At 34.5% G+C, this 18,641-nt stretch carries 22 protein-coding genes; 3 read left to right on the forward strand and 19 right to left on the reverse strand.

The annotated features are described in order from the left end of the window. Positions 1-215: 215 nt before the first annotated feature. From RWZ86_RS03435 to RWZ86_RS03475, 9 genes are all read right to left on the reverse strand, one after another. Positions 216-1,148 (reverse strand): DDE-type integrase/transposase/recombinase, encoded by a 933-nt coding sequence (locus tag RWZ86_RS03435; protein WP_314680019.1) that lies wholly within the window; start codon positions 1,146-1,148, stop codon positions 216-218. 499 nt (positions 1,149-1,647) lie between these two features. Then, entirely contained in the window at positions 1,648-2,595 is a 948-nt protein-coding gene (gene trxB / locus RWZ86_RS03440; protein ID WP_314680020.1) for a thioredoxin-disulfide reductase, read from the reverse strand. 97 nt (positions 2,596-2,692) lie between these two features. Next, entirely contained in the window at positions 2,693-3,613 is a 921-nt protein-coding gene (gene galU / locus RWZ86_RS03445) for a UTP--glucose-1-phosphate uridylyltransferase GalU (RefSeq protein ID WP_314680022.1), read from the reverse strand. After that, on the reverse strand, positions 3,610-4,653 hold the full coding sequence (locus RWZ86_RS03450) for an NAD(P)H-dependent glycerol-3-phosphate dehydrogenase (protein ID WP_314680024.1): 1,044 nt from the start codon (positions 4,651-4,653) through the stop codon (positions 3,610-3,612). Before RWZ86_RS03450 ends, galU begins: the two co-directional genes overlap by 4 nt. A 12-nt stretch (positions 4,654-4,665) precedes the next feature. Beyond that, positions 4,666-5,514, reverse strand: coding sequence for a prolipoprotein diacylglyceryl transferase (lgt, locus tag RWZ86_RS03455; RefSeq protein WP_314680025.1), 849 nt, complete (start codon positions 5,512-5,514; stop codon positions 4,666-4,668). A gap of 11 nt (positions 5,515-5,525) precedes the next feature. Then, complete coding sequence (hprK, locus tag RWZ86_RS03460; protein ID WP_314680027.1) at positions 5,526-6,458, reverse strand: HPr(Ser) kinase/phosphatase; 933 nt, start codon at positions 6,456-6,458, stop codon at positions 5,526-5,528. Between the two features lie 168 nt (positions 6,459-6,626). Beyond that, the gene (locus RWZ86_RS03465) at positions 6,627-7,004 is read right to left on the reverse strand and encodes a phage holin family protein (protein WP_314680029.1); all 378 of its coding nucleotides are present in this window, start codon (positions 7,002-7,004) and stop codon (positions 6,627-6,629) included. Next, positions 6,979-7,257 (reverse strand): PspC domain-containing protein, encoded by a 279-nt coding sequence (locus RWZ86_RS03470; RefSeq protein WP_314680031.1) that lies wholly within the window; start codon positions 7,255-7,257, stop codon positions 6,979-6,981. The genes RWZ86_RS03465 and RWZ86_RS03470 overlap by 26 nt, the downstream gene beginning before the upstream one ends. 27 nt (positions 7,258-7,284) lie before the next feature. Continuing rightward, positions 7,285-8,760, reverse strand: coding sequence for a DUF4097 family beta strand repeat-containing protein (locus tag RWZ86_RS03475; RefSeq protein WP_314680033.1), 1,476 nt, complete (start codon positions 8,758-8,760; stop codon positions 7,285-7,287). Between the two features lie 169 nt (positions 8,761-8,929). Here RWZ86_RS03475 and RWZ86_RS03480 point away from each other — a divergent pair, with 169 nt between their 5' ends. From RWZ86_RS03480 to rsmI, 3 genes are read left to right on the forward strand one after another with little or no spacing between them, the layout of a single operon-like run. Continuing rightward, complete coding sequence (locus tag RWZ86_RS03480) at positions 8,930-9,676, forward strand: tRNA1(Val) (adenine(37)-N6)-methyltransferase (protein ID WP_314680035.1); 747 nt, start codon at positions 8,930-8,932, stop codon at positions 9,674-9,676. A gap of 4 nt (positions 9,677-9,680) precedes the next feature. Further along, positions 9,681-9,992 carry a GIY-YIG nuclease family protein gene (locus RWZ86_RS03485; RefSeq protein WP_314680037.1) on the forward strand — a complete coding sequence of 104 codons (312 nt, stop codon included), beginning with the start codon at positions 9,681-9,683 and terminating at the stop codon, positions 9,990-9,992. Then, positions 9,989-10,876 carry a 16S rRNA (cytidine(1402)-2'-O)-methyltransferase gene (rsmI, locus tag RWZ86_RS03490; protein ID WP_314680039.1) on the forward strand — a complete coding sequence of 296 codons (888 nt, stop codon included), beginning with the start codon at positions 9,989-9,991 and terminating at the stop codon, positions 10,874-10,876. The genes RWZ86_RS03485 and rsmI overlap by 4 nt, the downstream gene beginning before the upstream one ends. 103 nt (positions 10,877-10,979) lie before the next feature. Here rsmI and RWZ86_RS03495 read toward each other — a convergent pair whose 3' ends face one another. The 10 genes from RWZ86_RS03495 to RWZ86_RS03540 form a co-directional block, all read right to left on the reverse strand. Further along, a complete protein-coding gene (locus RWZ86_RS03495) occupies positions 10,980-11,759 on the reverse strand; it encodes a sulfite exporter TauE/SafE family protein (protein WP_314680041.1) in 780 nt (259 codons plus the stop codon). After that, a complete protein-coding gene (locus tag RWZ86_RS03500) occupies positions 11,740-12,612 on the reverse strand; it encodes a formylglycine-generating enzyme family protein (RefSeq protein ID WP_314680043.1) in 873 nt (290 codons plus the stop codon). Before RWZ86_RS03500 ends, RWZ86_RS03495 begins: the two co-directional genes overlap by 20 nt. Beyond that, positions 12,612-14,069, reverse strand: a complete 1,458-nt coding sequence (locus tag RWZ86_RS03505) for an arylsulfatase (protein ID WP_399544795.1) — start codon at positions 14,067-14,069, stop codon at positions 12,612-12,614. Before RWZ86_RS03505 ends, RWZ86_RS03500 begins: the two co-directional genes overlap by 1 nt. Before the next feature lie 604 nt (positions 14,070-14,673). Continuing rightward, positions 14,674-15,030, reverse strand: a complete 357-nt coding sequence (locus RWZ86_RS03510; RefSeq protein ID WP_006703426.1) for an initiation control protein YabA — start codon at positions 15,028-15,030, stop codon at positions 14,674-14,676. Positions 15,031-15,045: 15 nt separating this feature from the next. Beyond that, positions 15,046-15,999, reverse strand: a complete 954-nt coding sequence (gene holB, locus RWZ86_RS03515) for a DNA polymerase III subunit delta' (RefSeq protein WP_314680047.1) — start codon at positions 15,997-15,999, stop codon at positions 15,046-15,048. 7 nt (positions 16,000-16,006) lie between these two features. After that, positions 16,007-16,336 (reverse strand): cyclic-di-AMP receptor, encoded by a 330-nt coding sequence (locus tag RWZ86_RS03520; RefSeq protein ID WP_314353787.1) that lies wholly within the window; start codon positions 16,334-16,336, stop codon positions 16,007-16,009. 1 nt (position 16,337) lies between these two features. Then, entirely contained in the window at positions 16,338-16,994 is a 657-nt protein-coding gene (tmk, locus tag RWZ86_RS03525) for a dTMP kinase (RefSeq protein WP_314680049.1), read from the reverse strand. A 123-nt stretch (positions 16,995-17,117) separates the two neighbouring features. After that, the gene (locus RWZ86_RS03530; protein WP_314680050.1) at positions 17,118-17,414 is read right to left on the reverse strand and encodes a rhodanese-like domain-containing protein; all 297 of its coding nucleotides are present in this window, start codon (positions 17,412-17,414) and stop codon (positions 17,118-17,120) included. A gap of 149 nt (positions 17,415-17,563) precedes the next feature. Next, positions 17,564-17,785: a CPCC family cysteine-rich protein gene (locus tag RWZ86_RS03535; RefSeq protein WP_314680053.1), complete on the reverse strand. Its 222-nt coding sequence runs from the start codon at positions 17,783-17,785 to the stop codon at positions 17,564-17,566. Between the two features lie 8 nt (positions 17,786-17,793). Next, on the reverse strand, positions 17,794-18,588 hold the full coding sequence (locus RWZ86_RS03540; protein ID WP_314680055.1) for a hypothetical protein: 795 nt from the start codon (positions 18,586-18,588) through the stop codon (positions 17,794-17,796). Between the last annotated feature and the right edge of the window lie 53 nt (positions 18,589-18,641).

An 18,641-nucleotide genomic window follows, 5' to 3' on the forward strand; every position in this document is an offset into this window, starting at 1 on the left:
TCTCAGACTAAATTCAACTGATTTCTAAACTAGAATTTAGATTGAGAATTTACCTAATTTGTCTAAGAAACACAAACATTTGTGACACGAACCAGTGTCAATACAACTTGTGGGACAATTGGCTTGTACACAAAACAGTTTAACGCCTGGATTTGTCAAGGGCTTTAGAGCGAAGCGTCCCTTGGCAAAGGAAAAAGGCGTTGAACTACAATACATTAAGCCGATTGTAACAAGTGCTGCTGTACTATTTGATTTGGTGATTTAAAATTTAATACACTTCTAGCTACATTATTTCCTCTACTAATATATCTTGTATGTGCTTGAACTAAGCTATCTAAACTCTTAAAGACTCGATTATAAAATTTTCTTCCATCTTCTCTATGACTACGTTCTACTTTCCCATTTTGCCATGGTGAGTATGGTCTAGTTTTTATATATTTAATGCCTTTTTCTTCTAATTTTTGTTCGAAAATCGTTTTTTTACTTGTCACTTCTGGATCATTGGTGAATTCACGTCCGTTATCTGTTTGAATAGTTTTAATACTAAATCCAAATTCTTCTTCTACATTCTCTAAAAAGGCTGCTGTATGTGTAACGCTTTTCTCATCTACAATTTTACATACTCGTTTTCTACTAAATTCATCAATAGCGGTTATTTGATAATATTTAATCCCCTTACTATCCCATCCTATACAGTACTGTGGAACATATTTAATGTCGATTTGTACTTTTTCTCCTGGATAAGTAGTTGGTATTGGAGTCCATTTACTTTTAGGATAAGTTCTTTTTTCTTTTTTCTCAGTTAATTGAAGTTTTTTTATCATTTTTTTCATCGCTCCATATGAACGTTTATATCCTCTTCTTTGACATTGCACATAAATCTCTGCTAATCCGTCTCTGCTATAACGTTTGTATATTTTACGTATAAGTTCTAGTTCGTGGATTTTATGTTCATTAGGATGATGTAACGGTCTTCGACTTTTTGGAAGCAATGATTGTGCAGTGCCATCATATCGACTTCTCCATCGAGCAATTTGTTGTCTAGTTGTATGGTATTTTCTTGCTGCTTTGGCGTTATTATCATGTTTTATCGCATATTCTACTGCACGCTGTCTTAATTTGATTTCTTCTGTTATAATAGATTTCATAAGAGAACCTCTTTCCTGATTTTTGAGCAACTTCAGTATAACATTGGTTCTCTTTTTTTATTCTTTTTTTGTCACAAATGTATGATACCCTAACATCTACTACAAATTCCAAATAATTTGTTCCTTCCCTAAAGTTTCAAAGTAACTTCTAGTTAAGGTTCAAAACTAGAAGTTAGTATGAGACAACGTTTTAGTAGTAAATCATTATCATACAAATGACTTCCTTTCCCTTAACGGAACAATAGCAATCTGTTCGGAATAACATTTTTCATTTAACGGAACAATATAATTTTATGAATCACTTTCCAGCCTTTAACTTTCAAATGCTTAAAAAGTACGTCTTTATTTGGTTTTACCAAAGAATAGACGTACTTTCTTCTAAAAATAATGTCTGTAAAATTAAGAACAACCTTGAAATAATGTATGTTGAATATTCCTGAGACATTTTAACTGACGCATTTTTTCCAACATACAACTTCCCTTCTAAAACTCTCGTCTCTTATTCCGCTAATTTTTCCTTAATAGCTTCTACATAGTGATAAGTTTCGTTTCCGGCAATTCCACCATCACCAACAGCTGTTGTAATTTGTCTTAAATGTTTTTGACGCACATCTCCCACTGCATAAATGCCAGGAATGCTTGTTTCCATTTTTTCATTTGTAACAATCCAGCCTTCTTCATTTGTAATGCCTAAGTCTTTAAATGGCTCTGTCAACGGTAATAAACCAACATAAATGAATACTCCTGCAGCTTCTACTTGAGAAAGTTCTTGAGTTTGAGTATCTCTCAATGTAACATGAGTCACTTTTTGTTCGTCTCCTGAAATTTCTTCGACAGCTTTATTCCATAAAAAGTCCATTTTTTCATTCGCAAACGCACGATCTTGTAAAATCTTTTGTGCACGTAAAGCATCTCTACGGTGAACAATCGTTACTTTATTCGCAAATTGTGTTAAATAAGTTCCTTCTTCAACTGCAGAGTCTCCTCCACCGATAACTAATAAATCACTACCTTTGAAGAAAGCTCCATCACACACTGCACAATAAGAAACACCTCTACCAGCATATTCCTCTTCTCCTGGAACTCCTAATTTACGGTGATAAGAACCAGTTGCAATGACTACTGCATAAGCCGCATAAGATTTTTTACCAGCGTGGACAATACGTAAATCTCCATCCACTTCAATACCACTTACATTGCCATAAGCATATTCTGCACCAAATTGCATTGCACCTTTATACATATTATCAGCTAAATCTGGTCCACTAATATTTGAAAATCCTGGATAATTTTCTACATCAGAAGTATTTAATAACTCTCCTCCAGGAACCCCTTTTTCTAAAATTAATGTTTTTAAATTCGCACGAGAAGCATATAATGCTGCTGTCATTCCTCCAGGACCTGAACCAATAATAATCACATCATAAATTGTTCTTTCTTCCATCATTGTATCTCCTTTACCTTCAGTTATAAAAGAAGACTGAACAAAAACTACTGCTCGATTGCAATTTTTGTTGTTCAGTCTTTTTATGTTCTATTCTATTTTATTCTTTTTCAGCTGATTCAACAACTTTCTTGCTTGAAGATTTTCCTTCCAAACGATGTGCCAAATCAATAATATAATCTTTTAGTTCATCCTTAATTTCTGGATGCTCTAATCCGAACTCGATACTTGTAGTCATATAGCCTAACTTATTCCCAACATCATATCTTGTCCCTTCAAATTTCTTTGCAAATACACGTTGAGTTTGGTTCAATGTGTCAATTGCATCTGTTAATTGAATTTCTCCACCTGCTCCTGGTTCTTGTTTTTCTAAAATATCAAAAATTTCAGGAGTTAATAAGTAACGACCAATAATCGCTAAATTACTTGGTGCATCTTCTGGTTTTGGTTTTTCCACAAAGTGACGAACATTATACATATTATCTGCTACTTTGCTTTCTGGTTCGATAATTCCATACTTATTCGTATCCTCCATTGGAATTTCCATCACCGCAATATTGGAAGCATGAGTCTTTTCATAACCTTCAATTAATTGTCTTGTTAATGGAACTTCTGCTTTAACAATATCATCTCCAAGCATCACAACAAATGGTTCTCCACCTACAAATGCTTTCGCTTGTAGTACCGCATCTCCAAGTCCTTTAGGATAAGATTGACGAACGAAGTATAATTTCATCCCTGTTGTTTCTTGAACTAATTCCAATAATTCTGTTTTTCCCTTTGCTTCCAAATTCGATTCTAATTCAATATTAGAGTCAAAATGATCTTCAATAGGGCGTTTACTCTTACCAGTAACAATTAAAATTTCTTCAATGCCTGAAGCCAATGCTTCTTCTACAATATATTGAATTGTTGGTTTATCTACGATTGGTAACATTTCTTTTGCCATCGCTTTTGTTGCAGGCAATAATCGTGTTCCTAGACCAGCCGCTGGAATAACTGCTTTTTTTACTTTTTTCATTGTAACCCCTCCATTTGTTCTTGATGTGATTTTAAGGATACTTCTGATTTTCTTTCTCTTTCCATCAATTGTAAAACTTCTGTTTTAATATTTTTCCCATTATATAAAATATTGTAAACAGCGTTCGTAATTGGCATTTCAATTCCTTTTTCCTGGGCTAATTCATAAGCTGCTTTACAGGTTTGAACACCTTCAACAACCATGCCCATATTTTCTAAGACATCTTCTAATGATTTTCCTTGACCTAGTTGATCTCCTGCGCGCCAGTTTCTGGAATGAATACTTGTACAGGTTACAATTAAATCGCCCACTCCACTTAACCCAATAAACGTTAGTGGATCTGCTCCAAAAGCAATTCCTAAACGACTGATTTCTGCTAATCCACGAGTCATTAAAGCAGCCTTAGCATTATCACCATAGCCTAAACCATGTAAGGCACCTGCTCCCACTGCAATAACGTTTTTCAATGCAGCTCCTAATTCAACGCCAATAACATCCGTATTCGTGTACACTCTGAAGTACGAATTACTAAATAATTGTTGAACAACTTGTGCAGAGGATAATTCAGTACACGCAGCAGTAATGGTAGTTAAATCTTTTTTAGCAACTTCTTCCGCATGACTTGGACCAGAAAGTACGACAATTTCTTCATACTTTTCTTCTGGTAATTCTTGTTTTAAAATTTCAGAAATTCTCAAATAACTTTCTTGTTCTAATCCTTTACTTGCATGAATAATGACAGGATTTCCTTCTAATAAAGGAGCCACTTGTTTCGCTACTAATCGGATGACTTTTGTAGGAAGAACAAATAGAACAGCATTTGCCCCTGATAGTGCTTTTGCTAAATCTGTGGTTGCATAAATTTCCTCGTTTAAAATCACTTCAGGTAAATATTGATGATTTGTATGATTTGTAGTAATTTCTTCAATTTGAGAAGCATTATTTCCCCATAAACATACATCATGACCATTATCTTTTAAAACCATAGCCAATGCTGTTCCCCAAGAACCCGCTCCTAAAATTGCAATTTTTTGTTTCATAAACTGACTCCTTTAAATCCATAAATCCGATGATTTTGGATCATCAACAGATACATAAGTAGGTCTCTGTGGATGATTTTTTCTTTGCATCCATACCCAAACAATTGCTCCAATCACTAAGACTAAAGACAATGCTTGAGAAATACGAATTACTCCAAATAGCCATAAACTATCTGTACGCATTCCTTCAATGACAAAACGACCGCATCCATACCAAATTAAATAGGTCGCTGCAATTTCCCCAACTTTGATAGGAGCTTTCTTTCTTAAAACTAGTAATAAAATAACTCCTAAAGCTGACCATAAAGATTCATATAAAAAAGTTGGATGATAATAAACACCATTAATATTCATTTGCTCAATAATAAAACTTGGTAAATGAAGATTTTCTAGAAATTGTCTCGTAACTTCTGCTCCATGAGCTTCCTGATTCGTGAAATTCCCCCAACGTCCAATAGACTGTGCTAACAATACAACAGGCGCTAAAATATCTAATAACAAAATAAAGGAAACTTCTTCTTTTTTACAAAACCAATATGTTGTCAATGCTCCCGCAATTAGCCCACCATAAATGGCAATTCCGCCTTCCCAAATTTTTATAATATCAATTGGGTTAGCAATATAATGTTTCCATTCAAACAAGACATAATATAATCTTGCTCCTAAAAAGGCTAATGGAATGGCCCAAAATACTAAATCAACTACAAAGTCTTTACGAAATCCTTTTTTCGTAGCTTCTCTATCTGCTAGAGTAGCTGCAATATAAATGGCAGAAGCAATAATGATGCCATACCAACGAACTTGCAAACCACCAATTTCAATGGCTATAGGATTAATCGTTTGAAATAAAAATTCATTCATTCGTCATCCTCCTAATGTTGGCTGTTTTCAGCAATTAATTGCTCTAAACGTTCTGTAAATGTTTTAGTAGCATCAAATCCCATTTTTTTCGCACGGAAATTCATTGCAGCAACTTCTAAAATAATAGAAACATTTCGACCAGTTTTTACAGGAATTCTCATTTTTGGAATACTTACTCCCATCACTTCAGTCGTTTCAACAGCTCTTCCTAAACGATCATATTGTTTATCTGGTGTCCAGTTTTCTAAATGTACTAATAAATCGACTTGTTTTGTATCTAAAATAGCTCCTGCTCCAAACAATGTCATTACATCAACAATTCCGATTCCACGAATTTCAATTAAATTATTTAAAATTTCAGGTGCTTCCCCTACAAGCGTTAACTCATCGTGTTGGTATAATTCTACTCGGTCATCGGCTACTAGACGGTGACCTTTTTGAACTAATTCTAAAGCTGTCTCAGATTTACCCACACCACTTTCACCAGTAATGAGCATTCCAATTCCATACACATCGACTAATACCCCATGCATTGACGTACGAGGAGCTAATCGACTTTCTAAATAGTTTGTAACACTACTCGATACATGAGTTGTTCTCGAGCTTGCTTGTAAAATAGGAATTTTCGCTTCCTCTGCTGCTTGAACTAATTCCTCTGGGGGTAATAATTTTCTAGCAATAACAAAGCAAGGTGTTTCTGGCGTACATAATCGACGCATTGTTTTTAATCTAGTTTGCGAAGATAGTTGTTCAGCAAAAGATAATTCTGTTCTTCCTAATAATTGAATTCTTTCTGCTGGATAAAAATTAAAATATCCTGCTAATTCTAATCCCGGTCTTGAAATTTCACTAGTGGTAATTTCACGATCTAAATATTCCAAACCATGTAATGGTTTTAAATGAAGTTTTTCAGCAAGTTTTTCTATCGTTACGTTCGATTTCATATCATCCCTCATTTTCTACTTATTCTATTCTATCATACCACATTTTTACACTTCCCGGGTAAATTCTATACCAAATCTTTATACATTCTCTTTGAAAATCCATCGAATAACGAATGATTTTAGCAAAAAAATACCTACCTAAGAATTAAATTCTTAGATAGGTATATCTTAATAATACTCTTCTTCCTTGAAGAAATTTTCAACAAATTTTCTAAAAATATTTAATAACACACTTACAACTATTAGTATCCAAAATGATGTAACGTGAATACCGGGGACAATTCCCATCATTAACCACAGCATTAGCGCATTAATAATTAACATAAACACACCAAAACTTGCCGCAATTAATGGAATAAAGGCAATCATCAAAATTGGTCTCACGACAACATTCAAAATCGATAAAACAATCGCCGCAAACAAAGCTGACCCCCAATTGGTTACAACAAATTGAGGAAGCAGTGCTGCAATGACCATAAATCCTACTGTGTTAATAGCGATTTTTCTTAAAAACATTTCCTTAGAAGTCACTCCAATCAGAATCATCTTCTTCTACTTTTCGAGCTTCTTTTCTTGGTCGATAATTTGGATCATAATAGTTTCTATTCACCGGTCTTTTTTCGGATGGCATAATAATCGCTAATAAAATATATAATAAGATTGGCATTCCTGACCATGTTAGAAATACAAAGATGACTCTTAAAATACTTGCATCAACGTCTAAATATTCTGCTATTCCTCCGATAACCCCTGCTAATATACGATTATCTTTTGAACGCATTAATCTTTTTCTTTTCATAATGTTCTCCTTTTTACGAATTTATCTCTATTGTACCGAATTTAACGTCACACTTCCAGTCGTTGTTTTCCCTGTAATTCTAACAGGAACGGTTTCTTTTTGTCTTCTTAAAACAACAGAATGACTTGTCACTGTTTTTTCATGTTTAATCACTTCATATTGTGCATCATCATAATGTAATTTTCCTAGTGATGTACTTAAAGCTGCTTCTAATTCTACTGATTCTGGTACGTCTAAATGTACACTTCCATTAACTGTTTTAGCTAGAATTTGTTTGACATTTGGAGATACTTTCTTCACTTTAATAGAACCATTGACTGTTTTTAGTGTCACACTTTCTGCTTCTGCATCAAAAATAATATTCCCATTTGTTCCATCTAAAATAGAATCTTTAAATTGTCCATCCAATTGTTTAATTGTTCCGTTTTTACTTGTCAGTTCTAACATCGTTCCACTCACATTTTTAACAGAAACTTCTCCATTTTGTGATTCTGCATAAAAATCTTTCCCTGTGAAGTCTTTCATTCGAATCCCACTATTCAATCCTTTAACACTGACATAATCATAGTCTTTTTCTGGGAAAACAAAAGTAACATCTGCGTAAACTTTTTTACTTGGGACAAAGAATTTAAATGTATCGTTCTCTAGACTAACATTCAATCGCTCATTAATATATTGTTCAATTTCTTCTTCCGTTTCAAACTCTTCATTTAATCGAAATTCTCCTTCAATCGTTACAGTTGATTGAGGCGCTGTTTTCATTTTGATATCCCCATTTGCCACTTTAATTTCAATAATGCCAATTTCTCCAAACTCTTCTTCAAATGCATAAGAATGATTGGTTTTATAGAAAAATGGAGACATCGTTGAAAAACTTGGATGATCTTTAATCGTAACACTTACATTACGAGCTGTTTCAGCAGCTGCTTTCGCAAATTGTCCTGCAAAGCGTCCAATGATTCCTCCTAATTGTGATAAAGAATCGCTTGTTGTTTGTTGCCAATCTGTTTCTTCAATTTTTTGTTTAGCTTTTTTTAGCTTTTCGTCCAACTCTTCTTTTTTCAATCGTTTCATATCCTCTTGTGCTGCTTTTTTCTCTTCTTCTAAACTTCTTTGTTGAGAACGTAAGACTTCTAACTCTTCAGTGAGTCTTTGTAATTCCATTTCTTGTTCTACCGTTAGTTTGTCAAGAACTTTTGCAGAATGTAACTCTTCAATTCGTTCTTCTTTTTGTTTTACTTGTTGAGTCACTTGGTTTAATGTTTCAAATTCTTCATCCCATTCACTTGAAAAATTCGTAACAACAGAAGCTAGGCTATCTAACACTGTATCGAATCGTTTTTCATCTTCTTTTTGATAAATCGATGCATCTTTTTTCTCTTGCTCACTCACCTTTGAAGCTTCTCCTTGATTTTTTCCTAGCTCTTCTAATAAGGAAATAGCTTCTTGCGAGCTAATCACTCCTTTTTTTACTAAATCTAAAATACGTTCTTTTTCATTCATATCGGATTCCTCCATTTATTTACTAATTTCATTTACAAGATTATTATGCCTTTTTCCTTTTCAGATGTCATAGGTCTTAAGTTTGATTCTTAAAAATATATTTTTGTGCAGAGTTTTCTCTTCTATGCTAAAATAAACCTACTATATTGGATGAATGTAAGGAGCCTTTATGACGATTGAGTTAAAACCACACGAAAGACTAGATAGATTAGAACGAGAAAATATTGATATTATCCAAAGCTCAGAAGTATTTTCCTTTTCAATCGATGCGGTATTATTAAGTGATTTCGCTACTATCCCCCATCAAAGAAAAGCAACGATTGTAGACTTATGTACAGGAAATGGAGTTGTCAGCTTTTTACTCAGCGCTAAAACAAAAAATAAAATTCTCGGTATTGAATTACAAGAAGCATTATGCGATATGGCGAATCGAACCATTCAACTCAATCAACTAGAAGAAAAAGTAGAAATACTCCAAGCAGATGTTCGAGAAATTACAACGATTCTAAAGAAAGACTCCATCGATTACATCACGTGTAATCCTCCGTATTTCAAATTACAAGAACAAGCGCTCGTCAATCAAAAAGAAGCTTTCACCATTGCTCGTCATGAAATTCATTTACCATTAGAAGAATTGCTACAAAATATATCCGGATTACTAAAGATGAAAGGTAAAGCCTTTATTGTTCATCGTCCAGATCGTCTGACAGATATTTTAACAACGGCAAGACAATACCGACTAGAACCGAAACGGATTCAGTTCATTCATCCAAAAGAAGGAAAAGAAAGTAATATTGTCCTAATCGAATTTATAAAAGATGGACAACCAGGTGGCGTTCGTATTTTACCACCGATTACTGTTTTTGATGAAAATAATGAATATACGGATAAATTAAAAGAAGTATTATGGGGTTAATGAGATGGGAACACATTTTATATATGTTGCCTTATGCAAGGATAACACTTTATACACAGGATATACGACAAATGTAGAAAAAAGAATCGCTGCTCATAATAACGGAACAGGAGCTAAATATACAAAGACAAGACGTCCTATTACCCTATTATATGCTAAAGAATATGCTACAAAATCCGAAGCTCTGAAAGCAGAATATGCTTTTAAACAACAAACACGTATCCAAAAAATAAACTATCTAACAGGGCAAGGTGTGAAAATACGAAAAACAGCCAAGCCTATCATTCAATTATTACAACAGGAGGAACTGTCATGAGACAAAAAAGTTTTGAAGAATCCCCTTATGGAAAGTTGTACTTAATTCCTACTCCTATTGGGAATTTAGACGATATGACTTTTCGTTCCATTAAAACATTACAAGAAGTTGATTTTATTCTTGCAGAAGACACAAGACATACTCAGAAATTATTAAATCATTTTGAAATCCAAACTCCACAAAAAAGTTTCCATGAACATAACACACAGGAACGAATTCCTTCTGTTATCGAATGGTTAAAAGAAGGAAAAACTATTGCCCAAGTGAGTGATGCCGGAACTCCTTCAATAAGTGATCCAGGATTTGAACTCGTTCAAGCTTGTATTCAAGAAGGAATTACGGTTGTTCCACTACCAGGTGCTAACGCTGCGATTACTGCACTTATTGCATCTGGATTAGTTCCACAACCCTTTTATTTTTATGGATTTCTTCCTAGAAAGAAAAAGGATCGAGTGGCTGAGTTAACAGCTTTATCGAGTCATAGTGAAACGGTGATTTTATATGAGTCTCCTTATCGTTTAGAAGATTGTTTTAGTCTGATTGCTCAAGTCTATGGTGAAGAAAAAGAAGTGGTTTTATGTCGAGAATTGACAAAAAAACATGAAGAATTTATTCGTGGAACTGCTTTAGAATTGAAAACACTCTGTGAGGAAGAGGAATTAAAAGGAGAATGTTGTATTTTAATTGGGACTACTCGTCCTGAAGATGTAACAACGAGTGTTGCTACAGAAGAGACTGCTTCTTGCGAACATTTAAGTTTAAAAGAACAAGTCCAATGGGCAATGGAACACCAACACCTTTCTCAAAAAGATGCCATTAAATGGGTGGCAAAACAGAACCAACTAAAAAAACAAGACGTTTACAAGTTGATTCACCAAGAATAAGTATACTAAAAATAGACATGACTTGTTTAGCCGGCAAGTTCACCAGCAGCCTCGCGCCGCGAGTCTGCTGGCGACCTTGCAACTAAAAACTTTTTCTGTATTTTTATAATCTTTGGTACACATTATATAAATTGATAAATAATAATAAAATCATCAGTAAATGATAACAGGTTAGTACTTGTTGGTGGGTTAATTTCTTTTGAATTTTTGTTCCAAAATATCCCCCTAAAAATGCAAAAACAATAATCAAAATGACTAATAACCCATTCCATTCAATCTGATGCAGATGCGTTACGATCGAACCCATTTTCATAATTTGCGCAAAGAAAATCATTTGGATCGAATAAAATGCTGCTTCTTTTGATTTCATCGAAAAGAAATATAATAACAGCACAATATTCAAAGGCCCTCCGCCAATTCCAAGAAAGACAGATACTAAACCGACACTCCAACCTAAAACCATAATCCCAAATAAATGTTTTAAGGAGTGTGTAGAAATTTTTTCTTGGAAAAAAGCATACACAATAATCCCCACAAGAATGATTACTAATAAAATCGATTGAGATAGACTCACGAATCGATTCCCCCAATATTGTAAAGCCATTTGAAAAATTTGTTCCCCAGATAATCCACCTACAATTGATCCTATCGAAAGCCCCAATGAGATTTTTCGCTGACTATTTTTTACATCATCCCATCTTTTATAGAGAGACACGATACACATGGAAAACACTGCAATTGTCGAATACACACTAATCATCGCTGCTTGATCTAACCCAACAAAATCAAAAGCCGGTTTAATAATAATTCCTCCACCTAATCCCGTTATTGCGCCAATAAAGGTCGCAATCCAGACGATGATGCTATAAATTGCTACGTACATATGATTCCTCCTCAAAACGGACACAACGAAATCCCATATGACTTGTTGTAGACGTTACAAAGGCGCCATTTCTAGCAGCTACTCGATATCGATTACAATAAGAACAATGACATAAAAATGATCCCCCACGAATAGCAAATTCTCCACTAGGTTTGATTGAATCCAGAGATATTCTCTCTTCTACTAAAGGTAAAACAATTCCTCTTGGATGACTACACCATTCCCAAACATTTCCAATCATTTGATACAATCCAAAATCATTTGGTTCAAATGAATACACAGGGGCTGTTCCTACAAATCCATCTAATGCGTCATTGACATTTGGAAAATCTCCTTGCCATGTGTTTGCACGGTAGCCTGATTCAGGTACTAAATCCTCTCCCCAAGGATAAGTACTCGTACTCATTGCTCGTGCTGCATACTCCCATTGCACCTCAGTCGGCAATTGCAGGTTAGCCCATTTACAAAAAGCGATAGCATCTTCTAACGCAATATGAACGACTGGATGATCCTCGATTCCTTTTATACTAGAACCTTCTCCAAATGGATGAGCCCAATTAGCGTTTGGCACGACTTTCCACCAAGGTGAGCCTGTTACATGAGAATAATTCTCCCTTTTTTCCTCAGGTAATAATAAATGAAATACATAGGAATCTCCTAATCTCTCCGCTAAAGTTTGATAACCAGTTGCTTGTACAAATTCTAAAAACTCTGCATTCGTTACGGGAGTTTTTGCCATTTCAAATGCATGAACTTCTTTTTCTACAGCGGGGCCTTCATAATCTTCTACAAAACCTTGATGAGAAGAATCTCCCATTAAGAATTTCCCGGCTGGTATTTGAACAAATTCCATTATGCTTCCTCCTTATAAAGAGTTGCACGGATGGCTTCTACTGGCACTTGATGTAATTGTCCATCTTTTACAAATCCTTCCGGACGATTTTGTAAATATTGCACTAATTTCGCTGTCAACTCTTCAATTACTGGAGCATAACTTTCTTCTGTTATTAAGTTCTTCATTTCATTTGGATCCGTTGGCATATGGAATAATTGATATTCGTCCTTTACAGGATACCAAATGAATTTCCAATCTTGAGTTAAGATAAATTGACAAGAATCGACTCCCTTGCTATGTTCTCCATGGAAATCTTGTCTCCACCCTTCATAATGACCAAACAATAATTGCTTCACACTCTTTCCATCCACTTCTACATGTTCTCCAAGTGCTAAATCCACTAATGAAGGGAAAATATCTTGTAATTTCACTAATTGCTTAATCGTTTTATGACTAGCTGCAATAATATTTCCTGGATCATAAATAAATGATGGAACTTTAATACTGCCCTGATAAGGATAAGCTTTTCTAAACAAATAATGTTCCCCTAATTGATCCCCATGATCAGATACGAACCAAATAATCGTATTTTTATCTAAATCAAATTCTTCCAATGCTGTTAAGAAACGGCTAATTTGATTATCGATATGAGAAACTAAGCCATAATAAGCAGCTAACATTCTTTTTTGAGCGTCTGGTTTTAATTTTCCACGATGAGCATATAAGTCTGGAATTTTTTCTTCTAGTCGTTCCCAGTTTCCAATATGCAAATCTGTTTCATCTGGCAATGCATCCATATATAAATCATAAAAATATTTTGGTGGATTTAAAGGTGCATGTGGTTTTTCAAATGACATTTTTAAGAAAAATGGCACAGAAGGATCTCTACGTTTTAAAAATTGAATTGACTCGCTTACTACCCAGTTCGTTGGATGATATTTTTCTGGCAATTCCCAAGGACGAACATCCCACGAATTACAATTGACACCATCATCAATCATATCAATATCGTGACCTAATTCTTTTTTCAAAAATTCTAAATAATCACTAGAAGCTTCAAAATTCTGTCCATAAGCTTTGTCATATTTTCGATCGACATGTAAATATCCATCATGTAATACTACGTGATCAAATCCCATTCTTTTTCTTGATGGGTAAACGTGCATTTTCCCAATACACTCTGTTTGGTATCCCCAATCTCTAAACGTTTGAGGTAATGTATTCGTATAATTCCAAGGAACTTCATCTTCATACCCTACACGACCGGTAGAAGACTGATCCATTCCGGTTAATAGGGCTGCACGTGCTGGTACACAACTCGGAACAGGAGAATAGGCTTGTTCGAAATTATATCCCAAAGAAGCCATCATATCTAAAGTTGGTGTTATCGCAAAATGATTTGGATCATTAAACGATAGCGCATCGGCTCTCATCTGATCCACCATTAATAAAATAACATTTGGTTTTTGTTTCATATCTTTCACTCCCATTTCTTACGTATTTTTATTATATACGATTGTATTTTTGATAGAAAGATAAAAAGAACGCTAAATATTGCTTGTTTTTATAAATATATTGTTCTCTTTGACAAAAAACGAATACTAGCAACGGATGTATTTTCTATTAGTAGCAAGGTCGCCAGCAGCCAGCTTACGCTGTCTCATGGCTAAAATTTGAGCCTGTATCTCAAATTTTACCTGTAATATAAGCCGTTGCACGGTTTATATTACCTTTGCTAAGGAGAAAATGCATCAGTTGCTAGTATTCTACGTCATTTATGTTTCCATCAAATATTAAGGATAAAAACACATTAAAGATTGCTGTTATTTATAAAGATTTCGTCCAATGAATAAGAGCATACAAGCCATTTTCACTGTAGCAGCAGTCATATAAGCCAGTTCGGCTTATATGACAGGGGAAATTCGAGACCGTGGCTCGAATTTTAGCCATGAGACTCGCTAGCGAGGCTGCTGGCGACCTGGCTACTAATAGAAAATAGATTGTATGCTCTTATTCTATGTTGTAATTCGAATCATCACTCTATTAAAAACTCGAAGAAAAAATCTCCGAGTTACTAGATTATTGTTTTTCACTAAATAAAATTTCGGTACAAAACATGCAGTTTTCATCATTATCACGGCGTTTTCCATAATAAAAATTACAAATATGAAATCCTTGGTCGTAAATATTTTCTAAATTAATTAATGACTGACTGCGTTTTTTCTTTTGTTCCACCTGCTCATTGGATTGATCCGTTGGAACAGATTCGTCGATGGTATCTAATCGTTCTTTTAAGTGAAGATTTTCCATCGTTAAATTATGATTTTCTTCAATGACTACTTGTAATTCTTGACTAATTTCTTCTAACAATTCTAATTGTTGATGAACTTGTCTTTTTAATTGTTCTACTCGGTCATATAATTGACGATTCGTCATACCATCTCTCCTTTCTTACTTAGGAATCATTAATACCCATTGTTCCAGGGCTGCTTGTATTCCTACATTTGATTGAACTTTTTCTAACACTCTAGTCGTCTTTTCATGCAATTCAATCCATTTTTGTACTGATAACTGATTCGCAATTGTTTGTAAACTAGCGGCTTTATCTTTTTGAATCATTTGCTCTTTAGCACCGATTGCCATATAAAGAGAATCTCTCACATAAATGGATAATAATTCTAAAAATCGTTGACCTTCTGCTTTTGAAGTTAGTAACGGCATCATTTGCGACTGAATTGTTACAAATGACATCGAACGATTTTGGAACACTCGTGTATACCATTGCCAGCTATCTTGACGCAATTGTTGGAATGATTCACTATTGGCTAATTCTAATGCCTCATCCAAATCACTTGTCAGTGTTGCTAATAAACGAAAGACAGAAGGAATTACTCCTGCTTCTTCTAATTGGTTCGTTAAAGTCTCCATAACGGGCGTTGCAAAATGAACAATTTGGCAACGAGATTGAATCGTTGGTAATACTTTGCTAAGTCGGCTTGTTAATAATAAAAATAATATCGAAGACTCTGGTTCTTCTAAAAATTTTAATAGACTATTCGCTGCTCCAGTCGTTAATGTATCCACATCATGGATAATACATACTTTCATATGCCCTTCCATTGCTGTTTTGGATAACTGTTGCTTCAATTCTCTCATTTGGTCTACTTTTAACGTTTGCCCATCCGGAGTAATTTCCATGACATCAGGGAAATTTCCCTCATCAATTCTTCGGCAATAATCACAATGGAAACAAGGTTCTTCATGGTCAGCTCGTTCTTGGCAAAAAACTAATTTTGCAAGAAATAGAGCTAGTTCTCTTTTCCCAACTCCTTGCATTCCTTCAAATAAATACGCATGACCTAAACGATTTTTTTGAACTGCATGAATAAAAGATTGCTTCAACATGTTCATATTAGAAACGGTGGAAAGCTTCTACTGGAACAACGAATACTGTTGCACCGCCTACACGAATTGGAACAGGCATAGACATTCCAGCTTCTAATGTTGTATCCAAGTGTACTGGAGGAGTTGTTAATTGTTCTCTTGATTCGCAGTTTTCACGAATAATTGTTAAAACTTCTTCTACACGTTCTTCTTCAATCCCTACTAAGAATGTTGTGTTTCCTGCTCGTAAAAATCCACCTGTTGTTGATAAACGAGTTGCACGAACATTTGCATTTGCAAATTCATCGCTTAATAAATGACTATCTTTGTCTTGTACAATCGCAATAATTAATTTCATATTATCTCTCTCCATTCGTAAAATATTCTGGATAACGTTCTACTAAAGCTGTTAAACATTCTTGCACAACTTCATCCACTGTTTTTGTTGCATCAATTTGGATAAAACGTTCAGGATCTGTTGGAATAATATCCAAATATCCTTGACGAACCATTTTGTGGAATTGTAATCCTTCTTGATCTAAGCGGTCAAATTGACGATTCCCTTTTGCTAAATGAATTCTTTCTAATCCAATTTCAGCTGGAACATCTAAATATAAAGTCACATCTGGTGTTTTCCCCGCTGTTGCAAATTGATTTAATTGATACACTGCTTCGACACCAATTCCACGAGCTACTCCTTGGTAAACTAATGAACTGTCTACAAATCGGTCGCAAAATACAATGCCACCTTTTTCTAAATTCGGTAAAATTCGATCCGTTAAATGTTGTCTTCTTGCAGCTGCATATAAAATCGCCTCTGTTCGAACATCCATTTCTACATTTTGAACATCTAAAATAATTTGTCGAATATCTTCTGCAATTCGACTTCCTCCAGGTTCTCGAGTAGAAGTAATGGTCACATTTGTTCGTTTTTCTAATAATGGAATAAGCTTTTCAATCACAGTTGTTTTTCCTGCTCCATCTGGGCCTTCCATCGTAATAAATAATCCCGGCACAATACTCCTCCTAGTTTCGCAAATTCTATTTCATTTTATCATATTTTCCAATGAACTTAAATTCAAAACTAAATATTCAGGAGAAATTTGAGAAACTAAGAACCATTCTTTCAATAGAAAACCTTACTTAGCAACTTCCCCTTGCCACTCATTCATACCACCAGTTACATTGACCACATCAAAACCTTGAGCTTCCAAAAATTCGCACGCTCTGGCAGAACGACCACCTGCTTGACAAACAACATAATAAGGTTGGTTTTTATCTAAATTCGTATAACTAGTACCCAATTCACTTAATGGAAAATTGTCTGCTCCTGGAATATGTCCAGCTTGATATTCATCTTTTTCACGAACATCAATTAAAACGACTTCCTCTGATTGATTAACTACTTGAAATTCTGCTGCTGTAATATTTTTCATCTTCCTAACTCCTTTTTATCATCTGTTTTCTTTAATTTTAACATATTACATATCCTTGTCCTACTGTTGAGTCTTATTGAATGAATTTCGTTATTTTAACAAAACTATGAATGAACAAGAAAAAACACCTAGAATATTCTAGGTGCTAGTTAACGAATTGGTAATCCTTTAGCGTATGCTTCTTTTGCTTCTGCTAATGTCATTTTATTTGGTCCACCATCACTATTTATAATTCCAGTATTCTGCCAATGACATACATCACAAATATCATAGTCCATTACTTCATGTCCGCATACTGGGCAATGAAGCCATAAATATCCATTTATGACCCAAGTCTTTTGAGAGTTTTCTATTGTAATACTCCTCTTCATTTCGATTTCTATTTCTTCTTAGTTAAAGTTTTCTTTGTCACTATTAACCATTCAGCAAAATAGTTTAAATCAATTGTCTTAGCTAATCGACCGAAGCATAACACTAAACTATCCATACTATCTGGTCTGTAATATCCATCATTCGGCTCATCTGCTATCATTTCTACACCTTCTACTCCCTCTTTCTTTAACAGACGTAAAAATTTCGTTACATCAGAATTCCCTTTTAATAATTTTCTATAATAATCCTCAGCTACTTCGTTTTTACCAACTTTAAGAGCGACTAACATCATTGGTACTAGCAACAAATCATTCAAACGATATTCTTTTTCGTATTCATCTAAAAATACTTTTGCTTCATCGTATTTTTCTAGGTGTGCATACACATTCATTAATTCAAAACGAGCGCCTAGTGAATCATTCGGATTCATTTCTAGCAATTCTTTATATTGCTTTTCTGCTTTTGTGAAGAAAGCATTTCTAACATATTTACCTGCTAAATCAGCTTTTAAGCGAAGATACGGACGATTTTCGATATACTCCCATCCCATTTCTTCTGGATCTAACTTTTTGAATTCTTCTCTTTCTAGTTTTTCTAACTCATAAAGTTCCTCAGGTCGAGGTAGATAGCTAAACAAAGCTTGCTTAGCTTCGAGATTGTCTGGCTCTATTTTCAAAATTTGTTTCGCAACCTTCTTACGTTTTGGAGTTCCTGGTCTTGCATAATGTAATTCTTCTAGCAAATCCCATAGTATATCTTCATCAGAATCATCGATAAAACCTCCGACCACCGTTATGAACATAGCGAATAATAAAACGCTTTCTAACTTGGCGAAAGAAAAAGGATAGAAAATAG

Source organism: uncultured Granulicatella sp. (assembly GCF_963545075.1).
GTDB lineage: Bacteria > Bacillota > Bacilli > Lactobacillales > Aerococcaceae > Granulicatella.